Annotated in this window: 9 protein-coding genes; all 9 read right to left on the bottom strand. The window is 75.7% G+C overall.

The window, feature by feature from the left end; translation table 11 throughout:
* Positions 1-13: 13 nt before the first annotated feature.
* The 9 genes from OOT42_RS08005 to OOT42_RS07965 all read right to left on the bottom strand — a co-directional run bounded on the left by OOT42_RS08005 (position 14) and on the right by OOT42_RS07965 (position 17,218).
* On the bottom strand, positions 14-1,474 hold the full coding sequence (locus OOT42_RS08005) for a PQQ-binding-like beta-propeller repeat protein (protein ID WP_273654345.1): 1,461 nt from the start codon (positions 1,472-1,474) through the stop codon (positions 14-16).
* Positions 1,475-1,484: 10 nt separating this feature from the next.
* Positions 1,485-2,729, bottom strand: a complete 1,245-nt coding sequence (locus tag OOT42_RS08000) for an RDD family protein (RefSeq protein WP_273654344.1) — start codon at positions 2,727-2,729, stop codon at positions 1,485-1,487.
* A gap of 62 nt (positions 2,730-2,791) precedes the next feature.
* A complete protein-coding gene (locus OOT42_RS07995) occupies positions 2,792-5,137 on the bottom strand; it encodes a transglutaminase-like domain-containing protein (RefSeq protein ID WP_273654343.1) in 2,346 nt (781 codons plus the stop codon).
* Complete coding sequence (locus OOT42_RS07990) at positions 5,134-6,276, bottom strand: DUF58 domain-containing protein (RefSeq protein ID WP_273654342.1); 1,143 nt, start codon at positions 6,274-6,276, stop codon at positions 5,134-5,136. The genes OOT42_RS07995 and OOT42_RS07990 overlap by 4 nt, the downstream gene beginning before the upstream one ends.
* A gap of 8 nt (positions 6,277-6,284) precedes the next feature.
* Positions 6,285-7,241, bottom strand: coding sequence for an AAA family ATPase (locus OOT42_RS07985; RefSeq protein ID WP_273654341.1), 957 nt, complete (start codon positions 7,239-7,241; stop codon positions 6,285-6,287).
* Positions 7,242-7,276: 35 nt separating this feature from the next.
* Positions 7,277-13,363, bottom strand: a complete 6,087-nt coding sequence (locus OOT42_RS07980) for an Ig-like domain-containing protein (protein ID WP_273654340.1) — start codon at positions 13,361-13,363, stop codon at positions 7,277-7,279.
* Positions 13,360-14,916: a serine/threonine-protein kinase gene (locus OOT42_RS07975; RefSeq protein ID WP_273654339.1), complete on the bottom strand. Its 1,557-nt coding sequence runs from the start codon at positions 14,914-14,916 to the stop codon at positions 13,360-13,362. The genes OOT42_RS07980 and OOT42_RS07975 overlap by 4 nt, the downstream gene beginning before the upstream one ends.
* Entirely contained in the window at positions 14,913-16,307 is a 1,395-nt protein-coding gene (locus OOT42_RS07970) for an FHA domain-containing protein (RefSeq protein ID WP_273654338.1), read from the bottom strand. Before OOT42_RS07970 ends, OOT42_RS07975 begins: the two co-directional genes overlap by 4 nt.
* Complete coding sequence (locus OOT42_RS07965; RefSeq protein ID WP_273654337.1) at positions 16,304-17,218, bottom strand: PP2C family protein-serine/threonine phosphatase; 915 nt, start codon at positions 17,216-17,218, stop codon at positions 16,304-16,306. Before OOT42_RS07965 ends, OOT42_RS07970 begins: the two co-directional genes overlap by 4 nt.
* Between the last annotated feature and the right edge of the window lie 73 nt (positions 17,219-17,291).

Below are 17,291 nucleotides of genomic sequence, written 5' to 3'. Positions count from 1 at the left end.
GCGGCCGGAGGGGTCAGCCCAGGACGAGCGCCCGGTCGGCCGTCCGGGCGACCAGCACCCCGCCGAAGCCGTCGATCCGCTGCACCCGCTCCGGCAGGTCCAGCGCCCAGTACCGGACCCCGTCGTCGAGCCCCAGGCCCAGCAGCTGCACCGACCCGTCCGGCGCCAGGCCCGGCGCGAGCACCAGCGCACCGTCCGTGAGCGGCGTCCACGGCATCGGGTCGCCCGCGTCGGACACCCACCGGACCCGGCCGTCCGTCGCGTCCACGACCCCGAACCGCGTCAGCCCCGACACCAGCAGGCGGTCCGAGACGCGCGCGTGGACGTCGAGCATCGTGTCCGTCGACCAGCGCACCCGCCCCGTCGCCGCGTCCACACCACGCAGCCGTGAGCCGTCGTCCACGACGAGCGTGTCCGCGGCGGAACCGTCGTCGAGCGTGAACGGCACCGGCAGGCCGTCGACCTCGAACCGCTGCGAGCCGTCGGCCTCGTGCACCTCGCCGCCGCCGACGGTCGCCCACGTCGCGAAGCCGTCCTGCAGCGCGACGACCTGGAGGTTGCGGTACGGCGCACCGACGGTGAGGACGGCGCCGTCGTCCATGTCGAGGACCGTGGTGACGACGCCCTCGACCACGACCACGTCGCGCGCGATCTTCGCGGCGGCCACGCGGCTCAGGGTGACGGACTCCAGCACGTCCGGCGTCGTGTACGTCCAGCGCACGTCCCCGTCCACCGCCGAGCGACGCTCCGCCACGGCGTGCCCCGCGTCGTCGAGCGTCACGAGCACGAGGTCGTCACCGACCCGGCCGGCCCGGACCATCGCGTCGTCGACCTCCCACGTGCCGAGCTCCTCGCCGTCGGTCGCGTCGAGCGCGACGATGCGGGTGTGCGCCGGCTCGTCGATCGACGCGTCGTCGGAGTACACGACCCGCGGCTCCGTCACGAGGCACACGACGAGGGCACCGACGTCCTCACCGCGCGACGGGCACGCGACGAGGCTGCTCTCGAAGCCGGACCGCTCCACCGGGGCGAGGTCCTGCGACCACAGCGCCGTGCCGTCCTGCGCGTCGTGCGCCGTGACGAGCCACCGGCCGTCCTGCGCCGAGACCAGCACGAGCGCCCCGCCGGCGGAGAGCACGGCACCGGGGTGCGGGGTCGCGGGCGCGTCCCAGCGGACCTCCGGGACGCCGTCGAGCGGCCGCACGAGCCCCGGCACCGCGGCGATGCGGTCGACGAACGCCCGGTCGCGCGCGACGCCGACGAGGACCGTCGCGACGACCGCGACCACGACGACGGCCGCGACGGGCCACCACCGCCGCGCGAGCCGCGCGAACGACGGCCGCGCGGCAGGCACGACCGACGGCTCGACGAGCGCGGTCGCGGGGTTGTGCTCGTGGCGCGTGGGGCGGGACGCGACGGTCGGCTCGTCCACCTCGACGAGCTGCATCCGTGCAGCCGTTCGCCTCCCGGCCATGAGCCCGACTCTAGGACACGGGCGGCGACCCCGGCGCCCGAACGAGGCGCATCCAGCAGTCGCCGAACACGACCGTCGCGCCCACGCGCAGGCGCACCTGGTGGTCGACCTGGCACACGACCTGACCCCCGCCGGGCAGCGTCACGACCGTGCCGTTCGTCGACCCCCGGTCGGCCACCCACACGCCTCCCGGCTCGACGCCGACCTGCAGGTGCGTCTTCGAGACGGACCGCGCGGGGTCGACGACGCGCACGAGCTGGACGTCGGCGACGGTGGCCGGGTTGCGGCCCACGAGGGCGGTCCGCTCGACCGTGAGCCGGCGCCCGTCGCTCAGCTCGAACTCCGCCGCCATCGGGACGGGACGCGCGTGCGGGGTCACGACGCGGACGTCGGGCCGGCGCGGGGCCGGGCGGGTGAGCTCGAGCTCCGGGTCGAGGCCCCCGACGGCCGTCGCGGGCGCGCTCGGTGCGACCGCGCCGGCGGCCGGTGCGCGCAGGATCGGGAGCGCGCGCGTGTCGAGGTCGGGGGCGCTGCGGGTGGGGGTGAGCGGCGCGAGCACCAGCGAGGGCGCGTCGTCCAGCCACTGCGCGAGCTGCTCCGTGCCGCCCGCCTGCGCGCCCGCCCAGCGCGGCACCCGCACGGGCGCGGTGACCGTCGGCGGCTCGGGCAGGTCCGCGGCCGCGGGCCGTCCCGGCGGCACGGGCGCCGCCCCCTCCCACGCACGCACCCCGCGCGGGCGCACGGGCTGCGTGCCGCGCACGACGAGCACCTCGTCACGCGCCACGAGGTCGTGCCACCCCCGGCGTCGCCCCGTCCGGTCGAGGAGCGGCGACAGCAGGACCACGAGCTGGCCCACCCCCAGGACGAGCGCACCCGCCGCGACGACGAGCGAGCGCACCAGCACCCGCCCGACCCCGATGGGCCGACGGGTCTCGACGTCGAGCGTACGGATGCCGAGCGCGTACCGGCCGAGGGTCGCGCCGGTCCGTCCGTGCACGACCCACTGCACCGCGCCGACGATCGCCATGACCGCGATCCCGACGACGACGCCGGCCCCCGCCGCAGGCGGCTGCTCCCCCGTCGCGGCCGCACGGGCCGTGGCCAGCCACCACGGCAGCACGAGCCACCCACCGAGCGCGACGGCCACCGCGACGTCGACCGCACCGGCGAGGAACCGGCGGCCCAGACCGGCCGGCGGCTCGTCGGCGGGCACCGCGGACCGGAACGGCAGGTGGGGCGGGGCGACGGGCTGCACGGGCACTTCCTCGGGTCGGACGGTCGAGCGGCGGGACGGCGGTGCGGACTGCTCGGCGGCGGTCAGGTCGCCCGCGGCCCGGGGCCCGCGCCCCGTCGTCCGCGGCGGCCCGGCGGTCCCGACGCCACCGACGCACCGACGGCCCGGGCACGCCGCCGGCCGGCCCGCAGCGACGCGGTCGACAGGCGGGCGCGCACGCGCCGCCGCCAGCCCACGGTACGGGTCATGGCCTGCACGGCCGCCTCGACGCGCTGCCAGTACGCGGCGACGTCGGCGTCCGTCGGCTCCCCCGCGGCGAACACCGCGCGGTCCGCGTGGCCGGCGAGCTCGTGCACCGACGCCGCGACCGCCGCCCCCTGCGGGCCGGGCGCGTCCGCGAACGCGCGGGCCAGGGCGCGCGCGCCCTCCTGCCGCGTCGCCAGGTCGGGGACGGGGCGGCGCAGGTCGTGCGCGTGGTCGACGACCTCCTCCCAGCCGCCGGCCATCCGCCCCACGGTGTCGGGACGGCGCCGCCGCCGGCGACGACGGCGCGCCTTGAGCACCCCGACGACGACGAACGGCAGCAGGACCAGGACCACCGGGATCGCCGCGACGCCCGCGATCCGCGCGACCAGACGCCACACGGCGCTCCCGTCGGTGTCGTCCTGCGGGTCGTCGGTCGTGGGCTGCTCGGTGTCCTCGTCGGGCGGGGTCACCGCGTCCGGCGGCGGCGGGGGCGGCTGGACGACCTGGGGGTCCGGCTGCGTGGGCGCCTGCTGCTGGTCCTCCTGCGGCGTCTGCGTCGGCGGGGGCGTCGGGTCGAACGGCACCCAGCCGTACCCGGTGAACGCGATCTCCACCCACGCGCGGATGTCGTCGCCCGTGAGGTCCACGGGCTCCCCGCCCGACGGCTCGGGCTGGAAGCCGAGCACGACGCGTGCCGGCAGCCCCATCTCGCGCGCCAGCAGAGCGAGCGCCGACGCGTACTGCTCGCCGTCTCCGACCATGAGGTCACCGCCGAGCAGCTCCGTCATGCGGTACGCCCCGTGCCCCGACAGCGACGGGTAGTCCTCGGGTGCGACGCCGTGGCTGAAGTACCCCTCCTCGGAGAGCCACGCGGTGAGCGCCGTCGCGACCTCGGACGGGTCGCCGGCGTCGCGCGCGACGTCGGGCGCGGTGACCGCGACGACGTCGGGCGCACCGACGACGTCCGGCAGCGTCACGGCGGCGACCGGTGCGGCGCCGATGTCGGAGGGTTCCGGGACCGGCGGGACGACGACGTCCACGTCGTACGTCATGCCACTGCGCACACCGCCCACGAGCACCGCGGCACCCGTCGCGTCGTTGTACCGCAGCGCACCCGACGACGCGCCGAGGTCGAACGACGTCGCCATCCCGACCGTCGGCAGCCAGACGCCCGTGAGCGCACCGACCTCGACCTGCACGCGCGCGCGGTCGCCGGTGTCGGACGGCTCGAGCACGTCGCCCACGCGACGGAACTCCCCGGACGCGTCGGCCGAGCCGTCGCCCGAGACGTTCCAGACGACGCCGTCGTAGCGGTCCATCGTCGCGAGACGCACGCGTGCGCCGTCGGGCAGGCCCGACACCGTGAGCAGGGTGGTGTCCTCGCCGAGCTTGACGAAGTGCCGGAACGCCGACAGCGGGCTCGGGTAGTCGCGCGGGTCGAACGGCGGCACGATCTCGTCCCGCACGACGTACCGGGACGTGTCCCCGACGACCGCGGGCGCACCGACGACACCCGCCCCGAGCGCGACCGCGGCGAGCGACCCGAGCGCGACGACCCGCCGCGGCCGCAGCAGCCCGGTGCGCGCGGCCGCCCAGGGCAGCAGCACGAGCACCGCGACGGTCCCGGTGAGCGCGGGCGGCGGGACCGGGTCCCGCGTGCCGAGCACGATCACGGCCACCATGGCGACGAGCGGCACGACCGCGGCGAGCGCCGCGACCGCCGGGCGGCGCACCCGCAGCGCCAGGGTCACGGCGGTCGCCGACCCGACGAGCGCCAGCAGGTAGGCGGCGACGAGCAGCGACCCGCTCGTGCCGACCGGCGGCTGCAGGGTGAGCACCTGCTTCCACGTCGACGCCGCGCCGCGCGCGAGCTCGACCGCGGTCCGCGCCGTCGGCACGACGCCGGCGACCGTCGTCGACGGCGCGGCCAGCGGCCCGCCCGCGAGGAGGTAGGTCAGGGTGACGGCGGCGACGGTCACCGCGGCGGACCAGCGCCGGGCGGCCGCCCACACGGCGACGCCCGCCCCGAGCACGAGGCCGCCGGCGATCGCCGGCAGCGCGGCCAGGTCGCCGTAGACCGGCAGCAGCGGCACGAGCACCAGCGCGAGCGCGGCGACCAGCACGGCGACGTCGACCGTCGCCGCCCGCGTGCCGCGCACCCCGATCGCGGGCCGCCCGCTCACGCGACCACCCGCCGCAGCATGCGGGGCAGGTCCGACAACGCGCCCACCGTCGCCATGCTGAGCGTGCCCTGCGTGCGGACAGCGACCTCCGCGCCGCGGCGGCAGCGCACCACGACGGTGCGCGTGCCCGTGGGCACGTGCCGCGCACCGAGCCGCAGCGTCGCGTCGTCGACCTCCGACCCGGTGACCAGGATCGCCACGGACACGTCGGGCGTCTCGCGCGCGACCCGCCGCCCGAGCAGCGCGGCACCCGCCCCGCCGTCCGCCGTCGCGAGCCGCGCGCAGTCGTCGAGCAGCAGCGGGGGCGTCTGCACGCGCAGCGACCCCGGGCCGGCGAGCACCGCGATGTCCCGCTGCTCGCGGATCGTGTGGACGGCGAGCGACGCGACGACCGACACCGCGAGCTCGAACTCGTCGTCGTCCGCGTAGTCGCGCGGGTCCGTCGCGAGCGCGATCACCGTCTGCGTCCGGCGCGTGTCCTCGAACTGCTTGACCATGAGCGCGCCCCGGCGCGCCGTCGTGCGCCAGTGGATGTACCGGCGGTCGTCGCCCGCCACGTAGTCCCGCAGCGCGTGGAAGGACAGGTCGGAGTCCGACAGGTCGCGCGTCGACTGCCCCTCGAGGTCGCGCAGCACGCCCGAGCCCGACCCGGTGAGACCCACCGTCAGCGGGTGGACGAACAGCTCCACGGGTGACGTCCACCGGACGGCGCGGCGGACGAGCCCGAACGGGTCGCCGCGGACCGAGCGGACCGGCCCGACGACCACGACCGCGCGGCGCGACGTCGGGACGGCGAACAGCTCGTCGTGCGACGCCCCCGCCGCGAGGCCCGGCACCGCGAGCTCCGCGACGGACGTCCCGACGGGCAGCTCGATCCGCGCGGGCAGCGACCGGCGCCGCCCGGCGTTGCGCACCTCGACGCGTCCGACCGCCCGCTCCCCCACGCGGACGCGCCGGTCCGCGAGGTCCAGCACGACGCCGAACCGCGACCGTCCCAGCACCATGAGCCCGGAGACGACGAGCACGGCCGTGAGCGCGGCGCCCACGGCGGCGGCCTCCAGCCAGCCGAGCCACCGGCCCACGACGAGGCCGAGGACGGCGACGACCGCCGTCCCCCAGCCGAGGGGCGAGATGCGCACCGACACCGTCACACGGCTCGCAGGACCGGCGGCGCCGTCGTCTCGAGGATGCGCTCGAGCACGTCGTCCGCGCGCACGCCCGCGAACTCCGCCTCGGTGTCGAGCACGAGCCGGTGCGTGAGCACGGGCTGGGCGAGGTCCTTCACGTCGTCCGGCAGCACGTACTCACGGCCCGCGGCCGCGGCCCACACCTTGGCGCAGCGCACGAGCGCGAGGCCGCCGCGGACGCTCGCCCCGAGCGCGGTCTGCGCGTCGGCGCGGGTCGCCTCGGTGAGCCGGGCGACGTAGTCGAGCACCGCGTCGTCGATGTGCACCGTGCGGGCGAGGTCCGCCATCGTGCCGACCGCCTGGGTCGTGATGCGCGGCGCGAGGTTGGTGGTGCGGTCGCGCGCGCCCGCGAGGATCTCGATGGTCGACGCGCGGTCCGGGTACCCGAGCGACGTCTTGATGAGGAAGCGGTCGAGCTGCGCCTCCGGCAGGCGGTACGTGCCCGCCTGCTCGATCGGGTTCTGCGTCGCGATGACCATGAACGGACGGCCGACCGAGTGGGTCACGCCGTCGACCGTGACGTGCCCCTCCTCCATGACCTCGAGCAGCGCGGCCTGCGTCTTCGGCGAGGCACGGTTGATCTCGTCCGCGAGCACCACCGACGCGAACACGGGCCCCTGGTGGAACTCGAACTTGTGCGTGCCCTGGTCGTAGATCGTCACGCCCGTGACGTCCGACGGCAGGAGGTCCGGCGTGAACTGGATGCGGTGGTGCGTGCCCTGCACCGTCGCGGCCAGCGCCTTCGCGAGCGACGTCTTGCCCGTGCCGGGCGCGTCCTCGAGCAGCAGGTGGCCCTCGGCCAGCATCGCGGTGAGCGCGAGGCGGATCGTCCGGTCCTTGCCCAGCAGGGCCTGCCCGACGTTGGACACGAGCGTGTCGAACGTCTCGGCGAACCAGGCGCTCTGCTCGGGGGTCATCGTGTTCTCCTCCAGGGACGTGCGGGGGTCAGGGGTCAGGGGACCGTGTACTCGACGCGGTTGGACGTCGGGCCGGCGCCCTTCTCGTTGCGGGCGGTGACCTCGACGGCCACGACGGCCGCCTTCGGCGGGTTGCCGAGGTCACGCATCCGCCGGGTGCGGGTCGTGCCGCTCTCGTCGTCGCACCCGACCGGGTTGCCGTCGACGAACCAGCAGACCTGGTACGTCACCGACAGGCCGCCCGAGTCGGGCGCCGACCACGCCGCGGTGAGCTGGGTGGGCGCGTCGACGTCGTTCGGGGTGAGCGTGAGTCCGCCGACCTTGCCGGGGACCGCGCCCCAGGTGACGATCGTGGTGCTCTGACCCGGCGTACCGGCGAACGAACGACCGTCGATCCTCGTGACTGCAACGACCGCCACGGTCACGCGGCTCCCTTGCCAGCGCCAGTTCCACCCGGAGACGTCAATCGTCTCGCTTGTCGACGTGACCGTTCCGGACTTACGTCCGCCGTCTGCCTCGATCGTGTACTGGTACTCAAGTTCGCTGCCGCCGTTGGCCGAGACAGCGCTCCAATTGATCGTGAGTTGCGTCGGTCGCCCACCTGCCGCGGTCGCGCTGACCGCAGCCGCGGACACGGATGGCTGGCCGGGCGGAGTCGTTGCTCTCGCCGTCGCTCCAGGACTCCAGCCGCTCGACCCGGCCTGGTTGACGGCCCGCACCTGGAAGGAGTGCTCTCCGACCGACAACCCTTCGGCGACCCACTGCTCGGCACTTCCGACCGAGCGCTCGGAGCCATCCACCATCACGACGTACTCGGTGATCTGAGCGCCGTTGCCGTCCGCCCTGGACCACGCGAGATGGACTGCACCCTGCCCAGCGAGAGACGTCGCGGTTAGTGACGCCGGGGCCTTCGGAAGACCAAAGGTGGAGGCAGTGGTGGACCCCGCGGCGCCCCATCCGGCCTTGTTGCGCGCCCTTACCGAAACCTCGTATGGATGGCCGGTAGTCGCCTTGTCGAACGTCCAGCGGAGTTGCCCAGCGGGGACCTCCGCGCTCACGCCGTTTGGCCCCTTCACCGTGACCTCATAGGCCGCGACCGTATCCCCGTTGTCTGCTGGGGCGGTCCACGAGATGTCCAGAACGCTTCCCGCTCGCGTATCCGTCGGCAACGCCTGCACGACCGGTGCGTCCGGGACGCGCGCGGGCACCATCGGCGTCGACCACGGGGACCACGGGCCCGGCTCGGGCGCGCGGTTGTGCGCCCGGACCTGGACCGTGTACGCGGTGCCGTTCCGCAGACCGGCGAACGTGAAGCTCGTCGAGCTCGTCGAGACGCTCGCGGGCCCGCTCTGCGGGGACGGCGAGATCTGCACGGTGTAGCTCGACACGGGTGATCCGTGCGACGCGGGCGGCGTCCACCGGGCCGTCACGGAACCGTCGCCGAACTCGAGCGTCGGCGCGGCCGGCGCGTCGGGCACGGCGTCGGGGCGCGCGGGCGCCGACGGCGCGCTCGGGTCGGACCAGCCGACGGCGTTGCGGGCCGCGACCGTGAACGTGTACTCGACGTCGTTCGTCAGGTTGTCGAGCGTGCACGTGGTGCTCGTGCACGACCGCGTGATCCCGCCCGGGGAGGCGACGACGCGGTACTCCTCGATCGCGGCGCCACGGTTGTCGGGGGCGTCCCACGACAGCACGACCGTCCGGTCCCGCACCTCGCCGACGCGCGGCGCGACGGGCACGGCCGGCCGGCCGCGCACGACGAGCACGACCCGACCCTCGACCTCCCGGTCCGGGTCACCGGTCGCGTCGCGCACGCGCACCACGGCGACCATCTGGCCGATGAAGCCCTGTGCGGGGCGCAGCGCGACGGACCCCTCGCCGACGGCGACGGTCCCCTGGCCCGCCTCGACGCGCGCGCCGACCACAGTGAGCGGCTCGCCGGGGAACGGGTTGTACGCGCCGTCGAGCACGTCGACGCGGCGCTCCTCGCCCTCCTTGCCGTCGGGGATCGTGCGGTCGACCACCGCCGCGAACGGACGCTTGCTCGCGACCACGCGCACGTCGACCGTCTGGTCGAGCGCGCCCGACCGGCCGTAGCCGATGCGGATCGGCAGCTGCGCGGTCTTGCCCTTCGGGGTGTCGCGGGCCGCGGCGACGTAGAGGATGCCGCTCTCGACCGTCGCGGTGAACCCGACCGGGCTCGCGCCCGTGAGCTGGTAGCTGTACTTCTCCGCGGTGCCCGCCTGCCCGGACGGCCCGGTCGTGAACGCCCGCAGGTCGACGACGGACGCGGCCTCGCCGGGCGCGACGTCGATCATCGAGGGGGTGAACGTGGGCGGGTGGTCGTCGACCGCGTACACGTCGATCAGCAGGGTGATCGGCGCGGTGTGCGCGGACGAGTCGCCCGCACCCGTCGCGTCGGTGACGACGAGCGTGACCGACGCGGGGCCGGCGTAGCCGGGCGCGGACCGGAACTGCAGCGTCGTCTCGTCCTTGACCAGCCCGCTGCCGTCGGACCTGGTCGCGGTGACGCCCAGCGGGTCGGCGACCTGAGCGGTGCGCCCGGGGGCGACCTTGATCTGCTCGTCGAGGGAGATCTCCAGGAGCTCGCCCGACGCGACCCGCAGGTCGGGCGCGCCGCGCCGCAGGGTCGGCGGGAAGAACCCGAGGGCCGGCACGGTGATGAACGCCCACGACGCCGCCTGGCCGGTGGGGTCGGTCGTGTTGGTCAGCCGGTACGGGAGCGTCTGCGCGTGGTCGACGAGGGTGACGACCACGCGACCGTCGTCGGCGACGCGCGCGACGTCGGCGACGGACCGCGGCACGGAGACCTCGAGGTCGCTGAGCGGCCCGCTCGGGTTCTGCGCGAGGGTCAGGACGTTGACGGCGACCTCGGTCAGCTCGAACGTGTCGGCGGGCGGGACCACGACGTCCGCGGCGATCGGGGCGAGCACGGGTGCGTCGCGCGTGACGGTCACGGTGAGCACGGCGGTGTCGCTGCCGCCGCGCGTGTTGGTCGCGGTGTACGAGATCTGCAGGATCCCGTCGCGCTCGGGCGCGCGCACGATGATGCGCCGCCCCTCGACCTCGGCGGCGACGTCGGCGGGCGACGTCACGAGCTCGTCCGACAGCCGCAGGTCGCCGCCGCTGGAGTCGACGTCGTTCGCGAGCACGCGCACCTCGACCGTCCGGCCCGGCGCGACCGTCACGGCGTCGTCGCGCGCGACGACGGTGGCCGCGGTCGTGGGGCGCTTCGCGATGCCGACGCGGATGTCGGCGACCGCGCGCTGACCGGTCCAGTCCTCGACGGCGTAGCTGAACGTCACCGTGCCGAGATCGTCCTGCGCGGCCTCGTAGACCAGGTAGTCCGCGCCGACCTCGACGATGCGCCCGCGCTCCGGCGGCTTGGCGAAGCCGAGCAGCGTCACGCCGTCGCCGTCGTCGTCGATCCCGACGAGCGGGACGTCGATGCGGACCTTGTCGCCCGCGAAGACGCGGGCCTCGAGGTCGCGGGGCCGCGGCGGCGCCTTGGTGGCGGCGTCCGACGCGTGCACCCGCACGGTGAGCGTCGCCGCGGTCTCGTTGCCCGTCTCGTCGCGGACCACGAACGTCGCGCGCGCCGTCATCGGGGACGACGGCGCCTGGTACCGCAAGACGTCGCCCGACACGAACAGCAGCCCCTCGCCGTCGCCGAGCGGCTCGGCGAACGTCGGCTGGACCGTGAGGCGGTCGCCGTCGGGGTCGTACGCGGTGTCCAGCACCGGGATCGTCACCACACCCCCGGTGCGCACGGACGCCTCGACGTTGCGCACGACGGGTGGCTGCGACGTCCCCGTCGCCGCCACGGGCCGCACGACGATCTCGCCGACGGCCTGCTCGCCGCCGTTCGACACCACGTACCGCATCGACACCGGCTCGGTGAGCGTGCGGTCCGCGGTGATCTGGACGTACCGGTGCTCCAGCACGGCCGCGTGCAGGCCGTACCCCGCGGGCACCTCGACGTCCTGCAGCACGAGCACGCCGCCGGCGGGGTCGGAGTCGTTCTCGAGCGGGTCGACCGTCACCTCGCCGCCCGCGGGCAGGTACGCGACGTCGCGCACCGCGACCGGGGGACGCGCCTGCTCGGGCCACTCCAGGACGTCGACGCGGGCGAGCCCGGTCGCCTGCTGGGGGGCGGCCGTGACGACGAACGGCACGTAGTAGGTCTGCGCCCGCGGCGCGGAGAACGTGAACGTGCCCGCGGTGAGGTCGGCCTCGACGGTCGCGCCGACCACCTGGTCGACGCTCGCCAGGCGGGGCGCCTCCTGCGACGAGCTGCGCACCGCGTCGAGCGGCCGCAGCGTCACGGGCTGCCCGACGTACGTCACGGCGTGCACGGGGTCGATCTGCGGCGCGAGCGACCCGGCGGGCCGCACGTCGACCTCGAGCGTGCCCTCGACGGTGTGGTTCCCGTCCGACACCAGCACCGTCACGGGGGTGCGGCCCAGCCGCCCGCCGTCGGCCCGGAACGTGAGCGAGCCGTCCTGCCGGAACCGGACCGTGCCCGACGCCGGGTCCGCGGTCGCACCGACGAGGACGAGGTCGTCGCCGTCGGGGTCGCGGAAGTCGGCGAGCACCTGGTGCTCGGCCTCACCGCCCGCCTCGACGCGCAGCGAGCCGGTCCGCAGCTGCACCGGCGGGTCGTCGAGCGAGCCGTCGCGCGCGGTGAGCCGCACGCGCGCGGTCGTGGGCGACGACGTGCCCCGCCCGTCGTCGACGGTGTAGGTGAACTCGGCGGTGCCCGACGCGTCCGGCGCGACCGCGACCTGCAGCGACCGGCCGCCGAAGATCGGCTCGACCGTGCCGAACTCGGGCGGCAGCGGGTCGACCGACGAGATGACGAGGATCCCGCAGTCCGACGACGAGTCGTTGTCGACGACCGGCAGGATCGTCGTGCGCCCGGGTCGCACGCCGAACTCGTCGTCCGCGGCGACCGGCGACGCCGACGAGTCGCTGCACTCGGTCACGAGCTCCTGCGTGGTCTGCGGGGTCTGCGACTCGTCCTCGGACTCCTCGGGCTCCTCCTCGGGCACGACGTCCTGCCAGTCCGGCGTCCGCAGGTCGGTGTCCTGGGTAGGCATCCAGACGCGGCCCCGCAGCGTGTCGTTGAGCACGACGATGCCGTGGTTGACGCGGAACACGAGCACGTCCTGCGCGGACATGTCCTCCAGGTCCCGGACCTGCGGCTTCGCGCCGTCGCAGAGCTCGAGGTACGAGCCGAGCGGCGTCGCCCACGCGGCGTGCGCACACGACCCGACCTGGACCGGCCGGGCCGGCCGGCCCTCGCCCGTCGTGGGGTGCTCGACGACGTCCCCGCCGTCCAGCGGCACCTCGAGCAGCGCGTCGCGGCTGGACACCAGCACGCGCGACGACTGCGGGCCGGGCTGCTGCAGCGCGAGGTCCTCGCCGTCGAGCTCGACCGTCCCGTGCAGCGTGCGCACCGTGCTCCCCGACAGGACGACGGGCTCGTCCCCGACGGCGGTCACGGCGTCGACCTCGCCCTCGCCGCGCAGCGTGCCCGCCGGGGTCGTGCCGGGGACCGTCGACAGGTCGACGCGCGTGACGGTGCCGTCCTCGGCGACCGCCAGCGCGACACCGGTGCGCGCCACGACGACCGTGCCGCCCTCGCCCACCTCCACGTCGGCCGGGTCCTGCGGGACGTTGAGCCGGTCGAGCTGGTCGACGGGACGCACCCACGCGTCGCCGCCGGACGCGACGGCGACCGTGCCGGCGGCCATCGACACGTCGGCACCGGGGGCGGCCACCGCGGTCGTCTGCGTGACCGACGCGGGGTCGACGACCGAGAAACCGGAGGGCTCGAGCAGCAGCACGTCGCCGCCGTCCTGCTGGACGTCGAACGTGCTGCCGCTGGTGACGACGCCCGCGTCGAGCTCCTCGACCTGGGCGTTGAACCGGCCGAGCTTGAGCTGGCTCGTGTTGGTCAGCCACACGCCGCCGTCGTTGAGGTCGACGCGCGCGAGCGGGAAGCCCTGGTCGACGAGCGCGAGCACCGCGACGAGCGCGGGCAGCGTGACCACGGCCATCGTCTTGGTCGCGCGGCTGCGGACGGTCTGCCAGCTCACGACGTGCACCCCTGCGCGGGCTGCGTCGACGACGACCGGTCGGCACGCACGATCGACACCTCGATGCAGACCTGCCCGCCCGGTGCCTGGTCGGCGGGGACGGTCACGGTCGGCGCGTCCGCGAGCTGCGGCGTCGGCTCGCCCGTCGCCGTGCGGACCGCCCACAGGTAGCGGTCGCCCTCCGCGGGCAGCGGGTTGACCCACGTGAACACCACGGAGCCGTCGGCCTGCGCGACACCCTTGAGCGAGTGCGGCGCGGGCACGACCTGACCGGTCACCTGAGGGGCGTCGCCGGTCAGGTCGTCCTGCGACGGGCTGGTGCGCGGGGGCGGCTCGCCCGTGAGGTTCGCGTACGCGACGACGGACACCGTGCCGAGCAGCACGACGGCGGCCGCGGCGCCCGCCAGCACGCGCGTGCGCCGGGACGCGGTCGGACGCTCCTCCTCGGTCCCGCGCGCGGGCTCGTCGGGCACGACGAACGCGGACGGGCGCGGGGCGGCGTCGTCCGGGCGCAGGACGTGGACGCCGCTGAGCCGCGTCGGCTCGTCGGCGTCGGGCGCGACCGGGGTGACCGGCGCGGCACGACCGCCGTGCGGGTCGAGCGTCACGACCGACCGGACGCGCGTCGCGTCCTCGGGCTCGGCCGAGGGCAGGACGAGCGGCGGCTCCGCGGGCTCGTCGCCGTCGGGCAGGTCGAGCGGCGTGACGGGCAGCCGCAGCCCGGACTCGACCGCCTGGAGCGCGCGGCCCATCGCGGCCGCGGACGTGAACCGGCGGTCCGGGTCCTTCGCCATCGCGCGCTCGAGCACGTGCTGCAGGCCGACGGGCACGTCGTCGCGGCCCGTCGGCGGCAGCGGCGACCGCTCGATGCGCGCGACGAGCTGCTGCGCGCTGTTCTGCCCGCCGGGGATCTCGAACGGGGTCCGGCCCGCGAGCAGCGAGTACACCGTCGCGCCGAGCGAGTACACGTCGGAGCGCTGGTCGCCCGTCGGGTGCTCGCCGAGCAGCTCGGGCGGCGACCACGGGATCGACATGCCGACCGTCGCGCCGGCGCCGTGGCCGGTCGTCGCGGCGATGCCGAAGTCGGTGAGCGCGGGCCAGCCGAAGTCCGTCGTCAGGACGTTCGCGGGCTTGATGTCGCGGTGCAGGATGCCCGCGCGGTGCGCGGTCTCGATGGCCGACGCGAGGCGGACGCCGATCCGCAGCGACTCGGCCACGGAGATCCGCTCGTGCCGGTACCGCTCGGCGAGGCCGGGTCGCGAGCAGTACTCCATGACGAGGTACGGGCGGCCGTCGGCGGCGATGGCTGCCTGGTAGATCGTGACGATCGACGGGTGGTGCGACAGCTGGGCCATGAGGTTGGCCTCGGACTGGAACCGGGTCCGGACCTCGTCGTCGAGGCTGCCCGCGAGCAGCACCTTGACCGCGACCTCACGTCGCGGGAGCTCCTGCTGGTACAGGAACACGTCCGCGAAACCGCCCAGCCCGAGGACCCTGAGGAACTCGTAGCCGGGCAGTCGCGGCGGGGCGGAGGCTTCGCGGCGTGCGGTCACGACCCCCGCTCCACGGTGAACGTCACCCCGTCGCCCAGGTCGACGACCTCGTCGGTCGCGACGACGCTGGGCTCGCCGGGGTGCAGGCGGCGCGCGCCCTCGCCCGGCCGGGAGACGTGCACGCCGTTCGTGGAGTCGAGGTCCGTGACGAGGACGTGGTCGCCCTCGACGCGCACCTCGGCGTGCGTGCGCGAGATGTCCTGCTGCGGGCTCGGCACCGTGACGAGGCGCGGGAGCTCGCGGTTGGTGACGCGCGCGACCTGCGGCGCGCGCCCGAGCAGCACCGCGCGGTCCAGCGTGACGACCAGGCCGGTCGACAGCACGAGCCGCGCGGGCTCCGCGGCCGCGGGCACGGCGAACGGCCCGGGCACCTCGTCGGACGCCCAGCTCGGGAGCTGGTCACGGATCGCGGCGAGGTCCGAGGACAGGATCGTCAGGCCGTCGTGGTCGTCGGGCGACGCGGGCGGGACGGCCGGCTGGTCGAGGGGCCGCGCCGGCGTGAGGTCGACCAGCCCGGGCCGCTGCGAGTGCTGCTCGAGGAACTGCTCGGCGGCGGCGACCACGTCGTAGCGCGGTTCCGTCGTCGGCGGCTCGAGCGGGTACGACGCCGACACGGGCGCGCGGACGGTGTGCTCCCACGCGTCGTCGACGGGTGTGGCGGGCTCCTCGACGACGTCGGCGACCTCCGCCCGCGGGGCCTCCTTGGTGAGGTCGACGGGCTCCGCGACGGGCTCGACCTCGACCGGCTCGACGACGGACGGCTCGACGGCGACCGGCTCCACGGCCTCGTCGGCGACGGGCTCCGCCGCAACCGGGGCGGGCTCGGCGGCCGGCTCCGCGGGCGCCGGCACGGGCTCGTCCGCGACGGACGGCGTCGCAGCAGCGGCGTCGTCGGCCACCTCGACCGCCTCCGCGGGCTCCTCGGCCTGCGGCTCGACCGCGGGGACGTCGGGCACGACGACCTCGGCGACGTCCACGCGCACGGACCCGGCGGGTGCGACACCCTCGACGAGCGGCAGCGCGGGGGCATCGGGCGCGCCGTCCGCGCGCGCGACGAGCACGCCCACGGAATCGAGCACCTGCTCCGACCACGTCCGGACGGCGCCGGCGCGCAGCACCTGCACGGCGCCGTCGGTCGCGGTCACCTCGACGTCGACGTCGCCACGGACGGCGACGTGCACCCGGGTGCCGTCGACGGACGCGACGGCGAACGGCGGGAGCGCGGCCAGCCCGTCGCGCGCGAGCACGTCGAGCGCGGCGAGCACGCCCTGCGGCGCGGCGTCCCAGAGCGCGCGGGCGACGTCGGCGTCGGCCTGCGGTCCGACGAGCGCGACGAACCCCGGCCGGACGACCGCGGTCCACTCGCCGGCGCTGTACTGGGGCACGCTCATGTCGGGGTCTCCTGGTCGCGAGCGGTCGGGGATTCGGACGAGAGTGTGCCTCCATGGTCCGACGTCCCGGGGGAGGTTGACGAGGGCCGCGCGGGCGAACGTGGCACGGTCGCCCCGTTGAGCATCTCGTCCCACTGGGTCGGGGCGAGGTCCGCGCCGATGCGCGGCACGGTGATGTGGACGTCGTCGAGCGCACCCGCGGCGGTCGCGACGTCGACGACGACGGCGCTGACGTTGTCGCGCGCGCCGCGGTCGAGCGCGGCCTGGACGAGCTGCGTCGCGACGTCCTGCGGGTCGCCCACGGCCGCGAGCACGGCGGCGAGGTCGTCGTCGTGGAGCTCGCGCGTGAGGCCGTCGGTGCAGATGAGCAGGCGGTCGGTGAGTCCCGCGGGGAGCAGCCAGTAGTCGGGCTCGGGCGGCTCGCCGGTGCCGAGCGCGCGCGTGAGGACGTGCCGCTCGGGGTGGCGCTCCGCGTCGGCGACGGTGATCTCGCCGAGGTCGATGAGCTCCTGCACGACGGAGTGGTCGACGCTCACCTGCTCGAGCACGCCGTCGGACCAGCGGTAGACGCGCGAGTCGCCGACGTTGAAGACGAGCCAGTACGACCCGCCCTCGTGCTCGGTGACGGCGACCCCGGCGACGGTCGTGCCGCCGCGCCGGCCGCCCGTGAACTCGCCGCGGATGCGGGCCGCCGTGCGCGTGAAGCACGCGTGCACGTCGTCGGCGGTCGCGGCGAGCTGGCCCGCGAGCTGCGCGAACTCCTCGACCGCGATCCGGCTCGCGAGGTCGCCCGCGTCGTGCCCGCCCATGCCGTCGGCGACGAGGAACACGGGCGGGTACGCGAGCAGCGCGTCCTCGTTGACCTCGCGGACGAGGCCTCGGTCGGTCGCCGATCCCCAGGACGTGCGCACGCAGCCCCCTCCTCGGTCCGGACGACGCCTTGGGGCGCCGCGCATATGGTGCCTCACCAGGGCCGGTCCCACA

It is taken from the genome of Cellulomonas fimi, from assembly GCF_028583725.1.
Taxonomy (GTDB): domain Bacteria; phylum Actinomycetota; class Actinomycetes; order Actinomycetales; family Cellulomonadaceae; genus Cellulomonas; species Cellulomonas fimi_B.
The sequence above is the reverse complement of the archived record's forward strand: the minus strand, read 5'-3'. Positions and strand labels throughout refer to the sequence as shown.